Genomic DNA, 21,260 nt, shown 5'->3' with positions numbered 1-21,260 from the left:
CTTAATTGTTATGCTAGTCACTACTAATGATATAAAATCCCAGAGTAGTAAATCTTTCGGAATGTTAACTTTTAATAAAGCGGTGAACATTTCTGGAAAACAAAGAATGTTAGGTCAAAAAATTGCCAAAGCCTATCTGTACGCATTAGAAAACCCGAGTGATACAAAGGCCAAAAGAGATTTATTAACCAGTAAATTGATATTTGAAAAGCAAAATAATATCCTACTGCAAAATTCAGATTACAAAATAACCAAAGATCGACTTGCAAAGGTTGAAGAGTTATGGGCAGCATTTAAGAAAATGGTAGATGGAAAACCCAATTATGATAATGCCAAAAAGATTATTGAAGCCAATACAGATCTCTTGAAAGCTTCAAACAGTGTAGTTTTGGCGGTAATCACAGAGTCTAAAGGAGCTAACAATAGTAATGATTCTTTATTAGAAGATGAAGGTTTAGGAGAAGAAGACGGTGAATTGAAAAAAATCATCAACCTTTCAGGAAGACAAAGGATGTTAGCGCAACGATTAGCATTATACTACTTCGCCAATAATTCTACACTAAAGGATAAAAACAACGAGCAGATGCTCAAAAATGTATATAACGAATTAGATGGTGCTATAAGCATGTTATTGATATCAGAATTTAACAACTCTCGAATTGATGAGAAATTAGGAGTGGCCATGTCTAAGTGGGACCAGGTAAAATCGAATAAAGAAAAATTATTCAATCATACCATCAAACCCGCAGATATGTATAGATTAAGTAATGAACTTACAAAGGCCTTTAACGATGTAACGACACTTTACGAAAAAGTGAAATTATAATTTGAGGTTAATTAAGGAAAATGCGTATTAATTGTTTCTAACGTTAATACGTATTTTTTTGTTCCATTTTTTAAATTTTGATTATGAAGAAAAAACTACTTATAGTATTGTTGATAGTAGCGATGCCTACTATTATAAATGCACAAGAATTCAGTATCGATGCAGATATCAGACCTCGATTGGAATATTTAAATGGTTTTGGCACGCTAATTCCTGATGGTGTGGATGCCGGAACATTTGTACAACAACGTACTCGATTAAAACTAGGGTACAAACAAGAAAAATTCTCTGCCTTTATTAGTGTGCAAGATGTTAGTATCTGGGGAGATACTCCACAAATTGCACCTACCGATGGTAATGATAGCTTCTCATTGGCACAAGCCTGGATTGATTTTAAATTCGGAAAAGGATGGTCTACCAAACTAGGAAGACAAGCCTTATCCTATGATGATCAACGAATCTTTGGAGGATTGGATTGGGCAATGCAAGGTCGATTCCATGATGCGGCCTTATTAAAATACGCCAATGACAAAGGGCTAAAACTAGATATAGGTCTTGCGTTTAACCAAAATGGTGTGAGAACACAAACTACACTATTTGACCCTAATAATGGAGGAAATGTAAGAGCGGTATTCGATTACAAAGGAATGATCTATGCCTGGTTGCATAAGGACTGGGAGAAATTCTCTGGAAGTTTATTAATTGCCAATAACTCTTACCAAAATCTAGATCCTAATGATGGACAAACACCTGTAGATGGTACTGTACGTAGACAAACTTTTGGTACTCATTTGGTAGCCAAACCTGCAAAAGGATTTTCTATTGCAGCCAATATCTATGGACAAACAGGAGATTTTACCGAAGATATTGAGTTATCTGCTTATAATGCATTATTAGAACTTACCTATAAGCCAGGGAAAACATTATTCGGACTTGGATTTGAAACCTTGAGTGGAGATGAAAATGGAGGAACCGATGGAAAAATAGAATCTTTCTTCCCAATTTTTGGTACCAACCACAAGTTCAATGGGTATATGGATTACTTTTTTGTAGGGAATCATGCTAATAATGTAGGATTGAATGACCTCTACGGGAAAACAGTGATCAAAACCGGAGAAAAATCAAGTCTTTTGATCAAAGCTCACTATTTTGCTGCTGCAGAAAGCTTGGGTGAAGGAATTGATGACTATCTGGGAACAGAAGTAGATCTGGTATACACTCAAAAAGTGCTTCCTTTTGCTACCTTGAAGATAGGATACTCTCATATGTTTGCTTCAGACTCTATGGAAATCCTAAAAGGTGTTGCTGACCCAGCAAGCACACAAAACTGGGCATGGGCAATGCTAGTTGTAAAACCAAACTTATTAAAGTGGAGCCCTAAGCAGGATTAAGGATAATACAATCATAAAAAAAATGCGATCTATCAGGATCGCATTTTTTATATTATTTTATGAAGCCAAACCAATCTTGAAAGAAAGGCCCAAGTAATGGTACTGTTTTTTGTTCTTCTCTAATGGCTGTGATCAAACCAAAAAACCAAAGCACCATGATAAACACATAAAATGCAGTAGAAATTGGCCATGAATCAAAGATGGTAACCAAGGCTCCCAATACATAAAAGCTAATATTGACACCTAATGCTTGTCGAATATGGAAGCTGGCAAATTGATTCTTATCATCATTATTCATGAAAAAGGCAATAATAGTACCAATAATAGTGATATAAGCTACGATGGCTGCAGTTTTTCCTTGTTTGGCATAGTCTGATTCCATAATGATGTTTTTCGTAATTGTTTTCTAAAGATATGTAATTGAGAAAGACCTAAAATTATATTTATTTCAATACCAGTTGTTTATTTGCAAGTACTCCGTATACATTACCCTTTACGGGTTTACCTGCAAAAGCACTGTTAGCAGAAGTAGATAAAATATGGTCAGTTTCAAAAGTTGTTTCACCTTCAGGATTAAAAAGCGATAGATCTGCAATACTCCCTTCTTCCAAAGGTTGATTTTCTAATTTAAAAATATCTTTTCCTTTGGTAAGTAACGAAATTATTTGATCCAGATCAAAATGATAATTAAGAGCAACAAATGCACTTTCTAGACCTATTGTTCCATATTTGGCATTATCAAACTCCACATTTTTATTTTCGATATCCATAGGTTGGTGATCACTGGTCACCATATCTATGGTTCCTTCTTTGATTCCTTGTTTTAGTGCATCGATATCTTTTTGAGTTCTAAGAGGAGGTTGTACCTTATAAGATGTCTCAAAAGTTTGTAACTCTTGATCGGTTAGGGTAAGATGGTGCACCGTTGTACTACAACTTACCTGTAACCCTTTTGCTTTCGCCTCTTTAATCAAAGTTACCGATTTTGCAGTAGAAATGGTTGGGATATGCAGTTTACCACCTGTATACTCCAGCAAAAATAAATCTCTTGAAATTTGTAGCTCTTCTGCCAAAGAGGGAATCCCTTTTAATCCTAATAATGTACTTTGTTCTTCTTCATTTACCATTCCTTTTCCTGCAATGCTATTGTCCTGCGGAAAAGATAGAACCAAGCCATCAAAGTTTTGAGCATACAGCAAGGCAATTTTCAATAAGTTTGGATTTTGAATAGCTTTTTTATAATCCCCAAAGGCTATTGCTCCGGCTTGTTGCATATCGTATAACTCAGCAAGGTCTTTTCCTTCGGATTTTGTAGTTAATGACCCAATAGGGTAGAGACGTACAGCGTGATTTTTTGCTTTACTATCAAGAAAACCTACAGAAGCGCTAGTATCAGTTATAGGTAAAGTGTTTGGATTAAGCGCAATACTGGTAAAACCACTTTTTGCAGCTACCTCCAAACCGTTGGCTATAGTTTCCCTTTCTTCATATCCTGGTTCACCAAAACATACGCTGCTATCAAACCAACCTCGTGATACATGAAGATTGGGAAGGGTAATTTCGTCTATATGATCTTCTTTAGAAATATTCGAACCTATTTTACTAATTGTCCCATCTTCGATTAGAATATCTACGGTTTTTTGATGAAAAGATGAAGATGGATCAATGATGGTAGCGTCCTTTAGTAATACGTTCATTTCAGATATTTTAATAATAATATTTCGATCAACAGGAATATCAGCGCAAAAATAATAAACCATTTCCAAAGTTCATTCACACTCGTTTCTTCTTTTATTTGTAAAAAAAGTTCGGACAACGAATTTTTGACATCATAATTTTCTGTTGTACCCAGTGGGTAGTACTGTAAGTCGCTTTCAGAACTGTCGTAATTATAACTTACATGTTGAATAACATTATCCTTATCCTTATCTTGAAGACTGTAGATCCCAGATTTTGTTGGGACTTCGTCTGTAGTGATGCGAACTTTTGTCGAAAAACTTTGTTGCAACGGAATGATTTGCTCCTGTGCAGACACCAAAGATAAAATTCCATCCTGTCCTAGAGATACCGGAACATCATACGAATTATTTTGTCCTATAGTATAGGATATGTCTGTAAGCTGTAAACTCTGTTTCCCAATATTATATAATGTTGGAACAATTAGCGGAGAATTCTTGAAATTAGAATTTTCTGTGTTGAGAGCTGCCGTAAAGATATATGCGTTATTGGTTTTGTATAAAAAAGGCGTATTATCTTCAAAAGAAAGAATAGCATTAGGAGCTTGCGCTTGATAAAAACTATTCACTTTTGGATATTGAAAATTCGTTACTTCCTTATCAAAAACTCCCAAATACAACGGATGCGAAAAGTGAATTTTCGTGATTCTTTTTTCTTGATTCACCGAATTGGATAATGCTTGAGAAGAAAAGGAACCGATATATTGTTGGTAAGAAGTGATATCGCCATTTTGAGCAGGGATAAAACAAACAGTCCCTCCTTCATCTACAAAAGGTTTGAGCGCATTAATTAGAGAGATCGGAATCTGAGAAATTTCATTAAGAATTACCAAATTGGCGTTAGCAATATCATTATAATTAAGCTCTTGTGTTGAGTTACTCACCAATTCAAACTCGTCTGGAGTAAAAATATTTTTGATAAAACTATCGTCTGATTCATTAACCGCTACTACTTTGATTTTTTCTGGAGTGTTGATGGTAAAATATCGAGAATTATCAAAAGTGATGGCGGGATCCTCGAGCGTTACTCTACCATTTATTTTGGTATTTTCGGGTAAACGAAATTCAGTATTTGTTTTTCCATTTTTAGGAATCGAAACGGAAGTTTTGGCGATTAGTTTTTCATTATTATACAATGCGATTGATGTGTTTTCTCCATTGCTATCGGTATTACTTACTTCTACTTTAAGTAAGAGCTCATTATTTGTATTTCGTTGAAGATAAAGACTATCTACAGCAATATTTTGTCGAGTAACCGGTTGCATTTGTACAAGATGTGTTCTGGTACTTGCATCTATTGGTAATTCAAAAGCACCTTCCTTTTGCTGAAAATCAGATACCAATACGATTCTATTTATAGTTTCTTCAGAATTTCCTAATAATTGCTTGGCTTTTAAATATGCTGCACGATAGGATAGTTGGTTAGAGCTGTATTCTAGTTGTAAAAGCTCATTTTGAATATCCTTTTTAGTGACCTTAATAAAAGTCTCTGTATTGGTAAACAGAGAAAAAGTTTCTTCTTCAGAAAACTCACTTAGTACTTCCTGTACAGATCGTTTCAAGAGAGGGCCTTTAGCACCTTTGGCTTGCATACTAAAAGAGTTATCAAGATAGATTACAGTATCACTTTTTTTACCAACTGTATCTTCTGAAGCCAAAAAAGGCTGAGCAAAAGCTATACAAATACAGGCTAATATTAAAAGTCTGGTAAGTAAGGTGAGCCATTTTTTGAGTTGTGAACTTTTACGAGTTTGTATAGTTACTGCTTTTAGAAACTGTACGTTGGTAAATGCTACTTTTTGAAAACGTCTTAATTGAAATAAATGCACCAGAATGGGAATGATAAGGGCAAAAAGAGCATAAAGAAATTCTGGGTGTTTAAACTGCATTCGTTTTTAGTGTTTTTCAAATATACTATAACATTTATGAATTACGATTTAGCATTTAGGAATTTTTAAGGATCTAAAACTATAATATGAATGTTTATCAAAATCTTGGATATAAAAAAAGCGGGAAGGTATCTTCCCGCTTTTTTTATCATTATTGTATATCTTTTAATTAAAAGATGTAATATCCTACAGAAACCTGGAAATTAGAGTTCTTAGCTTCAGCATCTTCTACAACATCTGTTAAACCAAAGTTGTAACGAATTTGCCCGAAGAATCCACCAAACTCTACACCAGCACCAACAGCTCCACTCAAGTCAAAGCTTTCTGGCTCACCCACTTCAAAACCATCGTTTACTACAAAACCGAATTGTGGACCTGCTTCTACACTTGCAATACCAGCGAATTTCAATTTAAATAGCACAGGAAGATTTAAATAATCGATATCCAAATCATCAAGACCCTGAGCAGAATAGATAAGTTCAGGTTGAAGTGCAATAGTCTCTAACAGGCTTATTTGAGCCACAGCTCCAATATGATAACCTGTTCTTCCATCTAATGCATCATCAACATCATCTCCATTTAAAGTGGCAAAGTTAACCCCTCCCTTAAAACCAAATTTGATGTCTTGTGCATTGGTAGTAAATGTGAAACCGATTACGGCAATCGCTAATAAAAATAGCTTTTTCATAATTGTAAATTTAAGGTTTGTTTCAACCAAATATAGGAACTAATACCTTAACAAAAGGTTAAACTATCAAAAAGTTTAGATGGGTTGTTGTTTTACCAATCTATCCAATAAACCTAAAAATAGACTATTTTATCGATAAAAATGATCTAAAGTTTGTCGTATCTTCGTCAAAATGTTTTAACTAACCGTATCCATTGCAACACGAATTTAGCATACAAGTTTCTCCAGAAACTGCGTCGAACCCAGAACTTCTAAAACGATCTGTTTCCAAGAAAAATGGTATCCCGTTTCATGAAATTAGCCATATCAGGATTTTGAAACGATCTATAGATGCCAGGCAACGCCAGATAAAGGTCAATTTAAAACTCCAGGTATATGTACAGGAGGAATACACCGATGTTCCTATACCATTACCCGAATATCCAGATGTTACCAATGCCCCAGAAATAGTAATTATTGGAGCAGGACCGGCAGGATTGTTTGCTGCATTGCGATGTATAGAATTAGGTTGTAAACCTGTAGTACTGGAAAGAGGTAAAGATGTAAGAACGCGAAGAAGAGATCTTAAAGCAATTAACAGAGATCATATCGTTAATGAAGACTCCAATTATTGCTTTGGAGAAGGAGGTGCTGGTACCTACAGCGATGGTAAATTGTATACAAGATCCCGTAAGCGAGGGGATGTGCAACGGATATTGAAACTTTTGGTAGGTTTTGGTGCTACCGATCAGATATTGGTAGAGGCTCATCCCCACATAGGGACCAATAAATTACCAGGTATTATTGCTGCAATACGAGAAATGATTATCGAGAGAGGAGGAGTTATACGTTTTAATTCGAGAGTAGTTGACCTGAGGGTCAAAAATTCTCAAATCGAAGGGGTAGAGCTCAAAGATGGAACCGTTATCGATACCCGTAAAGTGATTTTGGCCACAGGACACTCTGCTCGAGATATCTTTGAACTGCTCTACAAAAAGAAAATTGCTATAGAAGTCAAGCCTTTTGCACTGGGGGTTAGGGTAGAACATTCGCAACAATTGATAGATCAAATACAATATTCTTGTGAAGTACGGAGCCCGTATTTACCACCTTCTCCGTATAGTATTGTAAAACAGGTTGATGGTAGAGGGATGTATTCTTTTTGTATGTGTCCAGGAGGTGTAATTGCTCCTTGTGCCACAAGTCCAGGAGAAGTAGTAACCAATGGATGGTCTCCTTCCAAACGAGATCAACCAACTGCCAATAGTGGTATCGTTATAGAGTTAAAACTTGAGGATTTTAAAGAGTATGAGAAGTTCGGACCACTGTCTGGGATGTATTTTCAAAAGGAAATAGAACAAAAAGCATGGATGCTGGCAGGAGAGACCCAAAAAGTCCCTGCTCAACGTTTACAAGATTTAGTTGAGGGTAAAATATCTTCTGATTTGCCTGATACTTCGTATAAACCTGGATTGACTGCTGTAGATATGAAAGCAGTATTTCCCGAATTTATCCATCAAACTTTACAAAAAGGGTTCAGCATGTTTAATAAGAGTATGCCCGGATATTTAACCAATGATGCTGTTGCACATGCACCAGAGTCAAGAACTTCTTCACCGGTAAGAATACCAAGAGATCGGGTATCTTTAGAACATATTCAGATCAAAGGTTTATATCCTTGTGGTGAAGGAGCTGGATATGCAGGAGGGATTATTTCTGCAGCTATCGATGGAGAAAAGTGTGCCGAAGCCTGTATACAGACAATAAAGAAAATAATGGATTAAAGCTTCTTTTTGATACAAAAATTGAAAGTAGTTTCTACTTTTTCTTTAGAGTTAACGCTGATAGATCCGCCTAGATTTTCAACTATTTTTTTTACTGTAGATAGTCCAATGCCATTACCTTTATTACCGCTTCGGTCTGCCATCCCCGCAGTGGTGAAAAGATCAAAAATAGTTTCTATTTGGTTTTCTGGAATACCCATTCCATTATCAGTAATACTGAAATAATAAAAGTTAGCATCTTGACTGTGATCAATAGTGATCTCAATCCGTTCTTTATCGTTATACTTTATACTATTTCCGATTAGATTGAAGAATATCTGTTTCAGAGCGGAGCGATTAGATTCTAATACTGGGGCATTCTCTGGAAAATTAAACGAAATATCAGGCTTTATGCTTAGTAATTCAATAATCTCTTTAAGCAGTTCATTCAAACTGAACTTTTCTGGTTTATTGTGAATCAAACTTTCACTTTCATAGTGATCTAATACATCACTTATGTATCCACTCATAGAGAAAGAAGACGTTTTGATATAATCAAAATACTGCAAGCTTTCTTTATCTAACTTTTTGTCTAGTAATAACTTTAATAGATCTGTAGTGGTAATGATATTTGCCAATGGCATTTTAAGATCGTGAGAAATTACTCTTGCAAAATCCTTTAGCGCCTCATTCTTCTTCTTTAACTTTCGTTGAATTTTTTGAAGATCGTTATTCTTTTTGTTTAACTCAAAGAGGATTACTACTTGTTTGGCTAGAGAGTTCAGAGACTCTAGTTGTTTTTCTGAAAGCTCCCTCGGTTTACTATCCATAACACACAAGGTTCCAAGTGCAAAACCATCTTTGTTAACCAATGGAATACCTGCATAAAAAACCACAACTTTGTCTTCTAATTGAATAGTTTCTTTATTAAATCGTTCATCCTCTCTAGTATCTTTGACGAGTAGTGGTGTTTCTGGATTTAAAATTGCATGTGAGCACAAGGAGTTATCTCTGGGCGTTTCGCAAATGGAAACTCCATTTTTGGATTTAAACCACATTCTGCTTTTATCTACAAGAGAAATCAGTGCTACCTCGGTATCACAAATAAAGTTAGCCAGGGCCGTAATCTCATCAAATTCTTTTTCTGTTTCGGTATCAAGAACTTCCAGAGCTTTTAAGGCCTCGAGTCTAAAATTTTCATTAATCGGTACAGCAGGTAATATCATTGCAATTTTGAGAATTGAATTAATTAGAACAATTCTTAATAAAATTAACAAAAAATACTCAGATAAAAGGTTTTATTTGATTGAATATGTTCTTTTTATGTAATAGCCGTAAAAAAGGTGTTGTAAGAAGGTATTTAAAAAGTGATAACGCTAAATTTGTTAGGATAGTATTAACGTTATCACTTATCTAATTATGAGGAAAGAACCATAAGAGTTCTAGTTTGTTGTTGAAGCCAACTTTTCTGTTTTGGTTTCAGAATAAGAGGTGTCTATATCTTCTAAAGATTCCATAAAAGCAATCAAATCCTTGATTTCTTGTGGGCTAAGGTTCAACGGATCCGGAGGTAGTGTTTGGTATTCCTGGTCAATACCGATTCCAGCTCCTCCGCCACGGTTGTAAAAATCAACAACTTCTTCCAAAGTGTTATATACTCCGTTGTGCATGTAAGGCGCAGTTTTACTTACATTTCGTACCGTAGAGGTTTTGAAAAAATGTTTTCTTTCTGGTGTCTTGTATACGTAATACCTCCCCAAATCAGGACTAATTGTTGCATTAATGGTGTCGTTTTGTTCTGGCACTGCAATGAGTTCTATCTCCGATTCTTTATAATCTGGTGGAACAGTACCGTTAAAAAGAGGAGCAAAGTGGCAAGTAGCACATTTTGCCTTGCCATGAAACAGGTTGAACCCATTGATCTCACTTTGTGTCAACGAATTTTCCAAATTATTGATATTACGATCAAATTTAGAGTTAAACGGATTTAAGCTTCTGATGTAGCTGGCAATAGCATTTCTGATATGTGCGTCAGTGATTTCATTTCTATGAAATACCTCTTTAAAGGCATTTGCATAAACACTATCATTGCTCACTACATTTTTAAGAGTTTCTAAATCCGTATGAAATTCATTTTCATTTTCTACCACAGATACAATTTGCCCTTCCAAGCTTCCAGCTCTTTTGTCATAGAAGAAATCCTTTTGTAATCCAGCGTACAAAAGAGTAGGGGTGTTGCGGGTAACTCCTTTCCCAATTTTTAGACCATCGGTAAATGCTTTATCCGGATGGTGGCATGTGGCACAACTTATTTGGTTTGCAGACGATAAATTGGTGTCATAAAACAATTTTTCCCCTAGAGCTACTTTTTCTGGAGTTATTGGTCCAGAGTTTTGATCAGAAAAGAACGTAAGATTAAAGGTAGCATCAGAAAACAGAGAATTAGCTTCATTCTTGATAGCCAATTCAAAAGGGAAGGTAGTACCCCAATCTTCAGCCATTTTATTCCACAATACTAATTGTTTGTGTGTATGGTTTTTTATAAAGTGGTATCGATCAAAGGCATTAAAATCACCAGATAAATCCTTCGTCGTTGCATCAATTTCTGCATTCCATTCGTCAAAAAGCGTTTGATCCTTGAATTGATCCTGATAATACGATAAAGAGGTTTGTAAGCTCTGATACACGATTTTGGACTCTTCAAGAGAGTTTTCCAGCACAGGAGAATCAAATCCCGTTGTTCCTGTGATCCCAATTCTAACAATGGCTTTTCGGAATAGCCATAAAAAGTGATAAGGCTTTACATGCGTAAAACTAATATTTTCTTTGACTAACTTTAATCGGTTAGCTACAAGAGATAAGTGTTTTTGTATGACCTCTGTGTTCATTTCATCAGCATATACTTCTTCTTCTAGCACCTGATACCCACTGGCTTTTTTGACTTTAATGTCGGTATAGTCATCTTCTTCAACTTTCAAAATATTAGGTTGATTCAAAAAACCATAGTTCTCGATATCTAAAGCAGCCAATACGGGTTCAATTTTTTTGAAATATGTTCTTGAAGCAGTTAAATGCTGTTTTAGTTTACTTTGATCTGTAGCGGCACTATCCAAAAATAGAATAGCCATCGAAATGTCCTGATCAAACTGATTTTTAAGCTGTTCCTTATGGGATATATTCTCGGTTTTTGACTTCTCTTTGTTGCAAGAACAAAAGCTTAATATGCCAAAGAGGCTTATCATAAAATAAGCCCCTTTGTTTATGTTTAGAAAATTCTTGATAATCATAGGTTATCTTTCTAATCCTCTAACCACATACAACATACTTCCTTCTTTACGGCTATTAGCCAAGTCAGGATTAGCAGTAGGATCAGTAAATGGAACTCCATCTTCTCTTTCCCATCCGTGGTTTTGAGTAATTAATAAAAAGGTTTCATCTACACCGATAGTTTCAGAAATATCGATCATACCAGTGATTTCCCAAGTTCTGGTCGATGGTCCGTATCCTAGAGACTCTGCTGTGATTTGATCACACTCTAAAACAGTTTTTAATGCCCCAGTGTTTAAGTCATATTGGTATAATCTAGCAAAGTGATCTGCAGCTGGCTTAGAGATTCCGTTTGGATCTTCCTGGATGTATGCATAATTTTCTGTTACCAAGATGTTATCTGGACTATGGAAAGCTTCAGCTTTTCCTCCTTCAACGTCTCCATCAAGAACACATACGATTTTTCCTGGACCTGCAGGATCTCTTGGGTTAAGGATTACCTTGTAGATTCTTCCTGCGATAGTACCTCTTCCTACTAATCCTGGCTTTTCTCTTCCTGTTACTGCAAAGTAAAGCTCCTGGTTGTTTTTTCTGTTTCCTCTTCTCCAGTCAAGGTCTTCCAATCTAGAGAATCCCATTACACCTTTTTCTTTAGCTTCGGCATCTAACAAATCGATATCTCTTTCTTGTAATTCTACGAATTCCATATCGTATTCAACGCCTTCTTTCATGTCTACTTCGTAAGTAACATCTGGGGCAGTAACCTTAAGACCGTATAATTTACCACCTTCTAGGTCGCCGATTCTACCTACGTACATTCCTAATTGTCCAGAAGGTATTTCGTTATCACTGTTATCATCTCCAATAAATACAACAGTTTTTCCTGGATAAGCACGCATATTAAGCGCTACAGCATTTTCTGTAGACCATTGCCCCATGGCTGGTAGCATTCTTGGTACAGATGCAGCTTCTGTCATTCTAAATGGATCTGTAGCGAAAACCCCTTTTGAGTTTCCTCCCCACTCACCACCAGATAGGTAAAGTGGTCCAAACCCGTGTTCTCTTGGTGTAATCATAGAACCAGAACACTGAGCAGTGTTAGCTGTTGCAACAGCATTCAAAATGTGCTCTCCTTTTACTGGCTTAAAAGTTTCGTCTAGTGTAATTCTAGCAACAGAGTAATCAGCCTCGATGTTGTTGATAAGGGTATAGGTACCGTTTTTACTTCTTAAAAGTCCAGCACCATCGGCCATAGAACCGTATACAAAATCAGGAACATAAGTATCTTCAGAAGAAAGGATGTTGTAGATCTCAACATCAGAAAATTCTGAAGTAGTTTTCAATAACACAGGAGAAATAGAGTGGTTAGCAAATTCGATTTGTCCTGTTGGTGGTTTAGGGTTGCCCGAAAAGTCATCAACATCACAAGAAGTAACAAGTAATGCCGATGCTAGAGCAGCAATTATAAAATGATTTTTCATGGTTGTGTGAGTTTTTTTTGTTTAGACAAATGTAACTCAAGCCCCAGCTGAACAACTTTACGAAGATGTTTTATGTTTATTAAAGAAATGTGACCCTAATGTTTAGTTTGTAAAGGAATTATTATTCTTTAGAACCAATCTAAACAAATTAAAAGGAAAAGATTTAAACGGCAGGATAATGTAAATCGATGTAAGTGAAAGATTTACAGCTTCTTAACTTGTGTTTTATTGTTTGGATAGCGTAAAATTGAATTCACTTCCTTTGTTTATTTCAGAGTTTACCTGAATGCATCCGCCAAGGTTTGACACCACTTTTTTTACGGTTGCCAGACCAATTCCGCTTCCCATATTACCATTTCTGTCTTCTTTTCCTAAAGTAGTAAAAAGGTCAAAGATTTTGGATCTATGTTCTTCAGAAATACCATCACCATTATCTTTTACAGAAAAGGCATATCGGTCACCTTGTTCCTCGAAGGTAATTCCTATTTCTACATTTTCTTTAGAGTTATATTTGATGGCATTGGTGATCAAATTGACAAAAACTTGTTCTAAACCTGACTTATTAACGTAAATACTTCTTGGGTTTTGGGGATACTCAAAATGTATGTCACCTCCCGTAGCAGTAAGTTCTTTTATGTTCTCGAAGAAAGGCACTAAATCGACTGTTTCTCTTTTTTCTATAGAATGATCACTTCTGTAAAACTGTAACAAACCATCGATGTAATCTCTAAGGGATAAAGAAGAACTTCTTAAATGATGCAGATATTCTACAGAATCCGAATTAAGGGTGTTTTTATTTTCTTCTGCCAAAAGATCTGTAAGCATTACAATATTTGCCAATGGAGATTTAAGATCATGAGACACCACACTTGCAAATTTTCTTAGGTTCTCATTTCTCTCTTGCAGATGTTCTTGTGCTTTCTTTAACTGAATATTATTGTAATTCTGTTCAAACAAACTCACCACCTGTTTTGATAAATCTATCAAGGTGTTGATTTGTTTTTCGTCTAGTTTTCTTGGCTTATGGTCATATACACAAAGGGTTCCTAATTTATAACCTTCACTATTAACCAAAGGAACACCAGCGTAAAAAATAGCTTTATAATCATCAACTAGAGGATTTCCATGAAATCGTTCATCTTTACGTGAATCTTCTACAATCATGATAGGGCCTTCTGCATTGATAGCATGACCGCAAAATGAGATTTCTCTAGGAGATTCGTTAAAAGGAATACCGTGATGGGACTTCAAGAAATTACGTTCCTTATCTAACAAAGTGATTAATGCAATAGGAACATCGCAAATATAACTTATTAGTTTTGTGATATTATCAAAACTTTCTTCGGGTAGAGAATCTAAAAGGCCGTATTTTTCAACCTCTCGTTGTCTTTTTAATTCATTATGTGGAAAAGCTGGGGCTATCATTTTCGTATTCCAAATTTTACGTTGTTAAGGTAAATGATCTCTTCTGTTCATAAGATCAATCTTCATAGTATTCTCTTATACTTAAACTAGAAAATCCTATAATTATTGAGATTTAGACGGTTATGAACTCAAAAACTAACACAAAATTAGGCCTTTAGACAGGATATATAAGGACAATTAAGATGAATTTAAGTTTTAGAACTTTTCAAAAACTCCTAATCCAAACAAAGCATAATCGTATTTAACAGGATCTAAAGCGTCCAAAGAACGCAGTTTTTTATCTAATTCTAGTAGGGCCTTTCCATCATTTTGTTTCCGTTTAAGCAATCCTAATTTTCTGGCCACATTACCGGAGTGTACATCCAGTGGACAAGAGAGTTGAGCAGGGGATAGGGTATGCCAGATCCCAAGGTCTACACCTGCCTTTGGGCTACGTATCATCCATCGTAGAAACATGTTGATACGTTTAGCTGCAGAATTTTTTGCCGGATCACTGATATGCTTTTGAGTTCTGGCAGGGTGTTCTAAAGAGAAAAACTCTTTTTTAAAATTGTGAATTGCATTTTGAAGATGAGCCTCACTCGCATATTGTACATAAAAAGTCTCCATGTCCCCATACTTGGTATAAATATGTTGCAAAGCGGTTAAAAAATAACGAAGATCTATACCGTTAAAAGTGCGATGTACGAAGTCATCCAAACTACCTAAGTGGTCTTGATCGTGATGCATTATAAAATCATATGGGCTGTTTCCCAAAAGATGCATCAGCTTGTGCGCATTGGTAAGAATACTTTTTCTATTCCCCCAAGAGATAGTAGCAGTCAAAAAACCTGCAATTTCAATATCTTCTTTTTCCGTAAATAAATGTGGAATCTGTACAGGATCTGTTTCGATGAATTTGGGTTGCTCATACAAAGCAGCTTTTTCATCCAGAAAATCCTTAAGTTCTGATGCTTTCAACTTTTTCAAATCGCTAGCTAATTATTTTACCGTCGACCATTACCAATTTGCGATCTGCCATATCAGCTAATTCCTGATTATGAGTAACAATAACAAAGGTTTGTCCAAATTCATCCCTAAGTTTAAAAAACAACTTATGCAGTTTCTCGGCAGCTTCACTATCCAGGTTTCCAGAAGGTTCGTCGGCAAAAATCACATTAGGATTATTGATCAAGGCTCTGGCTACAGCCACTCGTTGTTGTTCTCCACCAGAAAGTTCACTGGGTTTGTGATCGTAACGATGAGAGAGTCCCAAAAAATCCAGCAACTCTTTACCTCGCTTTTCTGCATCGGCTTTTGGAGTTTTTTTGATCAAAGCAGGGATGCACACATTTTCTAATGCATTAAACTCGGGTAATAGCTGATGAAACTGAAAAATAAACCCTAATTGTTCATTTCTAAACTTAGACAGTAATTTTTGGGATAACCCATTAATGTTGGTACTATTGATACTAAGGTCACTGTTTTTTATCTCATTGGCCCGATCCAACGTACCTAAAATTTGCAGTAGGGTAGTTTTTCCTGCTCCAGAGGCTCCTACAATCGAAACTATTTCCCCTTTTTTAATATGTAGATCTACACCTTTTAGTACATGTAGGTCCCCATAATTTTTATGAATGTTACTTGCTTTGATCATGTATTTTCAAGTTACGAGCAGTGAAAGTAAACAATATCCGTACAATCCCCAACATTATCCTTTGGAAGAACGCTTTAAGTTATTCACATCAATAAAATATACCACTCTTAGCGACAATGTGTGTTGTATGGGTTGATCAAATAGGTTATTCAAACTATCCGTATAATTGAGAGTTGAGAAATTATCCTGATTAAAAATTTGATTTCTATAGAGTAGGGTAGCTTCACTACCAGGAGCAAATCTCCAGTTAAAGCTTAAATCCAGATTCCAGATATTAAAATTGGTGTTAGGATCGTTTTCTGTAGTATCATAATCGGTTAGATCTCTTGTCCCATCATCATTTAATAGGAAGAAAGTGTTCTCTGTATAATCTGCAGCACTCCAAAAGTTTCTAAACCTTAGATTAATGGCTTTATACGAATCAAAATTATAACTGGCACTTAGACTGTTTTCTACAGTGGTGATATCTCTTTGCCCCAGAAAAACATTATCATCTTCAAGATCGATGAATCCAAAATCTCGTTTTCTTACCGAATAATCGGTAGTCCATATCACTAAAAAATTATCTGAGAAACGATATCGGGGAGATATATTGATACCATATCTTTCTTGTGGATCGGCAAACCAGTTACGATAAAATGCTCTGACGTCATAAGCGAATTTTTTGCGATAGTCAGAAGACACCCACATGTTGCCCCCAAGGTTTTCACTGAATGTTACAAACCTTCCAGGAACACGAGGTTCGAAATAATCGTCATTATCAGAATTATAGCTGGAAAAACCACCAAAAGCAAATCGTTCTCTGGTCACAAAGAACCAATCTATTCCGGCACTGTTTCTGGTTTGGACACTTGGATCGTATAGCCTGCGGTGCCTTATAAAAGTGCTGATACGATAGTTGTTGAAGATTCCCTTAGGCTCAAAAATTTGGTAAGAAGCGCTTATTCTGAAATTATTAAAGTTATTTCTGAAATTCACTCCCAAATCATTGATGTCATAGGTTTTATTGGCCAAGTCATGACCAAAACCAAAACGGAAATTCCCTTTGATTCTATCAAAATCTATTTCTGAAGCAAATCCACCAATATTATCTCCAGGTAAATTGATTTGACTAACGATAGTCCTTCCTGTAAAACGATAGGAATTAGCCTTATTCGCTAGATTCCAGGCTAGACCCGTTACATTGGCGTCTCTAAAACCACTTCCATTACGAATCACACTGGTATTGATTAATGAAACCGAAGAATTTTGGTTGAATTGTTGATCCAATACCAAAATATTATAATTGGCCAAAGGCTCTACCACTTGCTTTCTAACGTTGCCGGTAATCGTATCTGTAATTCTTACCTCTGTCTTTTCGGTAATCGCATTAAATACTCCAATCCCCAAATTATCTTTGGTTCTTCCTGAAATTTTTAATGCATTGAGTAGGTTCACTTTTGAAGGGTTATCCTCAGCAACTTCATTTTCCTGAAGATCATCGTCCGTTACAGAACTACTAGGGCCATTACCCACCCGCCTGGAAAAGAAAATATTTCCTTTGTTAAAAAGTTCTGTCCCTTCGGTAAAGAACTGTCGGTTCTCTCCAAAGGTCTGTTCAAAAGGGCCTAGGTTTAATCGAACTTCATCAAAAGCAGCTTGTCCAAAATCAGGAATCAAGGTTGCATCGAGCGTAAAACTATCGCTCAAGCCATATTTAACGTCCATACCCGCACTAAAATCGGTTTCTGTTTCTCCATCAACAGTAGAAACCAATCCTTGTAAAAACGGGAAAAAGGTCAATCGTACAGGAGGATTTATTCCTTTCACACCTGTAACCAATCCATTATATTGGGTTCGCTGCCCAATCTCATTATTGATAAAATTCCAGCTATGGGATTGATTGCGTTGTTGTAACCGTCTGAAAAAGTTTATGCTCCAATCTTGCACGTCAACCTCTGGGAAACGCAATGCGTTATATGGGATTTTAAATTCTGCATACCATCCTTTTTCGTCAAAAGAAGCTTTAGCATCAAATACTACATTATAGCTGAAGTCTTCATTAAACTGATCCGCTCTTGAGTCTCCTATAGTACCAGCGCTAGTAATATAGAAACGAGTTTCATTAATACCGTCATTATAAGTATTGATGCTAACGGCAAAGAAATCGGATTGTACAAAAACATTATCTCGTTGACTAAATTGTCGTAATATTTTGTCAGGTTCATTATCATATAAATAGGCAGCAAAATACACGGCTTTATCATCGTAGGCCATTTTGATTTCAGATTGCAGGTTTTGTGGAATGGTACCTTCATTACCAGGCTGCCACATATGAAAATTACCGCTAGCAGGGATATCCTGCCATACCTCGTCAGAAAGAACGCCATCTATCTTTGGGGGATTGGATATTCTTTTGGCATGTATTTCTTTCTTTTCCTGAGCCATCATAAGCATGGTGCTCAAAAAGAAAAAGACACTAAATTTGAAGCATAGTGATATATTCATAAATTGTACTAAAATCCTTACTTTTTGATCTTTTGCAAATCTAGGATTGTTGAAACGCATGGCGTACTAACGAAAAGTTAAAAAGTAAAAGTGATTTTCGGGATCACCGTATTTTAGCTTAAAAACTAATTGATTTTTCAAAATGGATAAAGAAATGAATACAGATATTGCAGTTGTTGCAGGAGGTTGTTTTTGGTGTACAGAAGCTGTTTTTCAACGTTTGGAAGGAGTGATCAGTGTTACTTCTGGTTACACTGGTGGTACGATCAAAAACCCCGCGTATCGAGAAGTAACCACAGGTAGAACCGGGCATACTGAAGCCATCAAAATTGAGTATAACCCTACTATTATTACTTACAAAGAGTTATTGGAAGTGTTCTTTGCTACACACGATCCTACTACACTTAATCGACAGGGAGCGGACAAAGGAACACAATATAGAAGTGGTATCTACTATAATAACGAAGAACAAAAGCAGATAGCCGAAGGGATTATTGAAGAATTAACAACTCAAAATGTTTTTGATGCACCTATTGTAACAGAGGTAATGGCATTAGGACCTTTCTACAACGCAGAGGGATATCACCAGGATTACTACAATCAAAATAGCCAACAAGGGTATTGCCAATTTGTGATAAATCCAAAACTTAATAAATTATACACTACCTTTAGAAGCAAATTGAAAAAAGAAATACAGAATTAGTCACGATGCCATATAAAAATTTTGAAGAGTATAATATTGAGGTCACAGAAGAAGTAAAAGGAAAGTTCAAATCAATCATTGAGGATATTGGTGAGGATACTGAGCGTGACGGAATCCTAAAAACTCCGGAAAGAGCTGCCAAAGCGATGCTTTTTTTGACTCAAGGATACCATCAAAACCCTGAAGAAATATTAAAAGGAGCCATGTTTAAAGAGGATTATGATGATATGGTGATTGTAAAGGATATCGAACTGTATTCGCTTTGTGAACATCATATGCTCCCATTTTTTGGTAAAGCTCATATTGCCTATATCCCAAACGGACATATTGTCGGGTTGAGTAAATTGCCTCGAATTGTGGATGTTTTTGCCAGAAGACTACAAGTGCAAGAGCGATTAACTCATGATATTTTAGAATGTATCAATGATACCTTAAAACCTAAGGGAGTAGCTGTGGTTATTGAAGCTTCACATATGTGCATGATGATGCGTGGAGTTCAAAAACAGAATTCTGTTACGACAACTTCTGGATTTAGAGGGCAATTTGAAAAAATAGAAACTCGCACAGAATTCCTAAGATTGATTACCTCAGATTTGACTTAATTTTTTTGGAATACAATTTGCTAATTAATTAGTAATAACCTAATTATAAGTTTATGGCAAAAGAAAAATATAAAAAATTAGCACTAAGTCTTCTATTTGACGCTATGGGAATGGTAACCTTTGTGATTCCTATGATAGGGGAATTTGGAGATGTGGTGTGGGCTCCATTGGCAGCTTATCTTATGACAAGAATGTATAAAGGAAATGTTGGTAAAGCTGCAGGTTTTGTCACATTTGTAGAAGAGGCTTTGCCAGGATTTGATGTGATCCCTACGTTTACTATTATGTGGTTGTATACCTATGTATTCAAAAAAGAAAAAGTAAAGGATATTATCGATGCAGAAATATCTTAATTCTTTAAAAAACGAGCAAATCCCATTCTAGAAAGCATTTTCTTTTCAAAATTCCAGAAGAATTTGAACTGCCCAAACAACCATCCTACAATCAATAATATAATTTGATATACTGGGAAAATCAAGAATATACGTAGTGGCCAGTAAATCCAACCACTGGTGGTTTCTTTGCTGAGTCCTATTAATGAGATGATAGGATCAGATATTCGTGCTGCAGTAGATCCTGTGATGGCAAAAGCAATAAAAATAGCGATCAATTCCCATCGGTAGGTGACTTCCCATTTTTTTTCTAGTACACTAAAAAGTTTAAGCGTAATCCAAAGAAGAACTGCAGCAAATAAAATGCTTAGCGAAGATAAAATACCCAGATAAGCCACATCATTAGGTTGCAATTCAAAAAGACTGATGATTCTTTTACCAATAAGATATCCAGAAAGTACAAGGCTTGTCAAGCCCAAAAACGGAAATAGTAATTGCCAGTTGGACGTTATTTGCCAGCGATCCTTAAATTTTTGCATGGAGCAAAAATACAACTAAAAAATCTGTTAATCAAAACGTTTGCCCACGAGCAAAGGTAAAACGTTGTCGATATTGTTGTTGAAAGAATAAGAAATAGTTGTACAGTAAATAATTTACCTCATAACCATATGCAATTCCCGATTCATAGTTAATGGGTTGCATGTACAAATTGGGATCAAAACGCAGCGGTTGTTGTACCCTTTGATTGTATTCTATTACAAAAAGGTTATTACGTGTTTCTAAGAAATTTTCTGAATAATACCCTCTCGGGCGTTGGGTGAGTAACCAGGCATTAAATCCAGGTTCTATGATAATAATTTCATACTCCAGACTGTCATTGGCTATTCTGAGCGTATCAGACGTTTGGTTATCATTGGTCGCCAAGAGGTTTCTGTCCTTAGTAGTTGAACAACTATAGATAAAAACTCCCAAAACAATGATATACATTATATTTTTCCGCATACTACGCTTAAAATACAAAAAAGCCGAAGATTTCTCTTCGGCTTTAACCATTA

At 35.8% G+C, this 21,260-nt stretch carries 19 protein-coding genes; 6 read left to right on the top strand and 13 right to left on the bottom strand.

Annotated elements, in window-relative coordinates; translation table 11 throughout:
* Positions 1-61: 61 nt before the first annotated feature.
* The gene (locus BUE24_RS03945; RefSeq protein WP_170864548.1) at positions 62-826 is read left to right on the top strand and encodes a type IV pili methyl-accepting chemotaxis transducer N-terminal domain-containing protein; all 765 of its coding nucleotides are present in this window, start codon (positions 62-64) and stop codon (positions 824-826) included.
* Between the two features lie 83 nt (positions 827-909).
* Positions 910-2,217, top strand: a complete 1,308-nt coding sequence (locus BUE24_RS03940; RefSeq protein ID WP_073314099.1) for an alginate export family protein — start codon at positions 910-912, stop codon at positions 2,215-2,217.
* 52 nt (positions 2,218-2,269) lie between these two features.
* On the opposite strand, the gene BUE24_RS03935 is transcribed toward BUE24_RS03940, so the two are convergent.
* The 4 genes from BUE24_RS03935 to BUE24_RS03920 form a co-directional block, all read right to left on the bottom strand.
* Positions 2,270-2,599, bottom strand: a complete 330-nt coding sequence (locus BUE24_RS03935) for a DUF4870 domain-containing protein (protein ID WP_073314097.1) — start codon at positions 2,597-2,599, stop codon at positions 2,270-2,272.
* A 61-nt stretch (positions 2,600-2,660) separates the two neighbouring features.
* On the bottom strand, positions 2,661-3,914 hold the full coding sequence (locus tag BUE24_RS03930) for a dihydroorotase (RefSeq protein ID WP_073314460.1): 1,254 nt from the start codon (positions 3,912-3,914) through the stop codon (positions 2,661-2,663).
* Entirely contained in the window at positions 3,911-5,842 is a 1,932-nt protein-coding gene (locus tag BUE24_RS03925; RefSeq protein ID WP_073314095.1) for a vWA domain-containing protein, read from the bottom strand. The genes BUE24_RS03930 and BUE24_RS03925 overlap by 4 nt, the downstream gene beginning before the upstream one ends.
* Before the next feature lie 169 nt (positions 5,843-6,011).
* Positions 6,012-6,530 (bottom strand): porin family protein, encoded by a 519-nt coding sequence (locus tag BUE24_RS03920; protein WP_073314093.1) that lies wholly within the window; start codon positions 6,528-6,530, stop codon positions 6,012-6,014.
* A gap of 194 nt (positions 6,531-6,724) precedes the next feature.
* On the opposite strand from BUE24_RS03920, the gene BUE24_RS03915 reads away from it, so the two are divergent.
* Positions 6,725-8,293 (top strand): NAD(P)/FAD-dependent oxidoreductase, encoded by a 1,569-nt coding sequence (locus BUE24_RS03915; protein WP_073314091.1) that lies wholly within the window; start codon positions 6,725-6,727, stop codon positions 8,291-8,293.
* On the opposite strand, the gene BUE24_RS03910 is transcribed toward BUE24_RS03915, so the two are convergent.
* From BUE24_RS03910 to BUE24_RS03880, 7 genes are all read right to left on the bottom strand, one after another.
* A complete protein-coding gene (locus BUE24_RS03910; RefSeq protein ID WP_073314089.1) occupies positions 8,290-9,498 on the bottom strand; it encodes a sensor histidine kinase in 1,209 nt (402 codons plus the stop codon). The two genes, BUE24_RS03915 and BUE24_RS03910, sit on opposite strands and share 4 nt — an antisense overlap.
* Before the next feature lie 216 nt (positions 9,499-9,714).
* On the bottom strand, positions 9,715-11,514 hold the full coding sequence (locus BUE24_RS03905; protein ID WP_244548112.1) for a cytochrome-c peroxidase: 1,800 nt from the start codon (positions 11,512-11,514) through the stop codon (positions 9,715-9,717).
* A gap of 48 nt (positions 11,515-11,562) precedes the next feature.
* Positions 11,563-13,020 carry a PhoX family protein gene (locus BUE24_RS03900; RefSeq protein ID WP_073314086.1) on the bottom strand — a complete coding sequence of 486 codons (1,458 nt, stop codon included), beginning with the start codon at positions 13,018-13,020 and terminating at the stop codon, positions 11,563-11,565.
* Between the two features lie 225 nt (positions 13,021-13,245).
* Positions 13,246-14,445 carry a sensor histidine kinase gene (locus tag BUE24_RS03895; protein WP_073314084.1) on the bottom strand — a complete coding sequence of 400 codons (1,200 nt, stop codon included), beginning with the start codon at positions 14,443-14,445 and terminating at the stop codon, positions 13,246-13,248.
* Positions 14,446-14,640: 195 nt separating this feature from the next.
* On the bottom strand, positions 14,641-15,405 hold the full coding sequence (locus BUE24_RS03890; protein WP_073314082.1) for a TIGR02757 family protein: 765 nt from the start codon (positions 15,403-15,405) through the stop codon (positions 14,641-14,643).
* 13 nt (positions 15,406-15,418) lie between these two features.
* Positions 15,419-16,081, bottom strand: a complete 663-nt coding sequence (locus BUE24_RS03885) for an ABC transporter ATP-binding protein (protein WP_073314081.1) — start codon at positions 16,079-16,081, stop codon at positions 15,419-15,421.
* A 54-nt stretch (positions 16,082-16,135) separates the two neighbouring features.
* Positions 16,136-18,568 carry a DUF5916 domain-containing protein gene (locus BUE24_RS03880; protein WP_073314458.1) on the bottom strand — a complete coding sequence of 811 codons (2,433 nt, stop codon included), beginning with the start codon at positions 18,566-18,568 and terminating at the stop codon, positions 16,136-16,138.
* Positions 18,569-18,722: 154 nt separating this feature from the next.
* Between BUE24_RS03880 and msrA the strand changes: the two genes are divergently transcribed.
* Genes msrA through BUE24_RS03865 form a run of 3 tightly spaced genes read left to right on the top strand, consistent with a single transcriptional unit; the run spans position 18,723 to position 20,226 of the window.
* Positions 18,723-19,271, top strand: coding sequence for a peptide-methionine (S)-S-oxide reductase MsrA (gene msrA, locus BUE24_RS03875; protein ID WP_084549404.1), 549 nt, complete (start codon positions 18,723-18,725; stop codon positions 19,269-19,271).
* A 5-nt stretch (positions 19,272-19,276) separates the two neighbouring features.
* The gene (folE, locus tag BUE24_RS03870; protein ID WP_073314077.1) at positions 19,277-19,873 is read left to right on the top strand and encodes a GTP cyclohydrolase I FolE; all 597 of its coding nucleotides are present in this window, start codon (positions 19,277-19,279) and stop codon (positions 19,871-19,873) included.
* Between the two features lie 53 nt (positions 19,874-19,926).
* The gene (locus tag BUE24_RS03865; protein ID WP_073314075.1) at positions 19,927-20,226 is read left to right on the top strand and encodes a hypothetical protein; all 300 of its coding nucleotides are present in this window, start codon (positions 19,927-19,929) and stop codon (positions 20,224-20,226) included.
* Here the strand turns inward: BUE24_RS03865 and BUE24_RS03860 are convergent.
* Both BUE24_RS03860 and BUE24_RS03855 read right to left on the bottom strand, forming a co-directional pair.
* Positions 20,223-20,744 (bottom strand): DUF6787 family protein, encoded by a 522-nt coding sequence (locus BUE24_RS03860; RefSeq protein WP_073314073.1) that lies wholly within the window; start codon positions 20,742-20,744, stop codon positions 20,223-20,225. The two genes, BUE24_RS03865 and BUE24_RS03860, sit on opposite strands and share 4 nt — an antisense overlap.
* A 31-nt stretch (positions 20,745-20,775) precedes the next feature.
* Positions 20,776-21,258: a DUF6146 family protein gene (locus BUE24_RS03855; RefSeq protein WP_244548111.1), complete on the bottom strand. Its 483-nt coding sequence runs from the start codon at positions 21,256-21,258 to the stop codon at positions 20,776-20,778.
* Positions 21,259-21,260 lie beyond the last annotated feature (2 nt).

It is taken from the genome of Aquimarina spongiae (genome assembly GCF_900141785.1).
Lineage (GTDB): Bacteria > Bacteroidota > Bacteroidia > Flavobacteriales > Flavobacteriaceae > Aquimarina > Aquimarina spongiae.
This window is presented reverse-complemented; position numbering and strand designations above follow the sequence as displayed.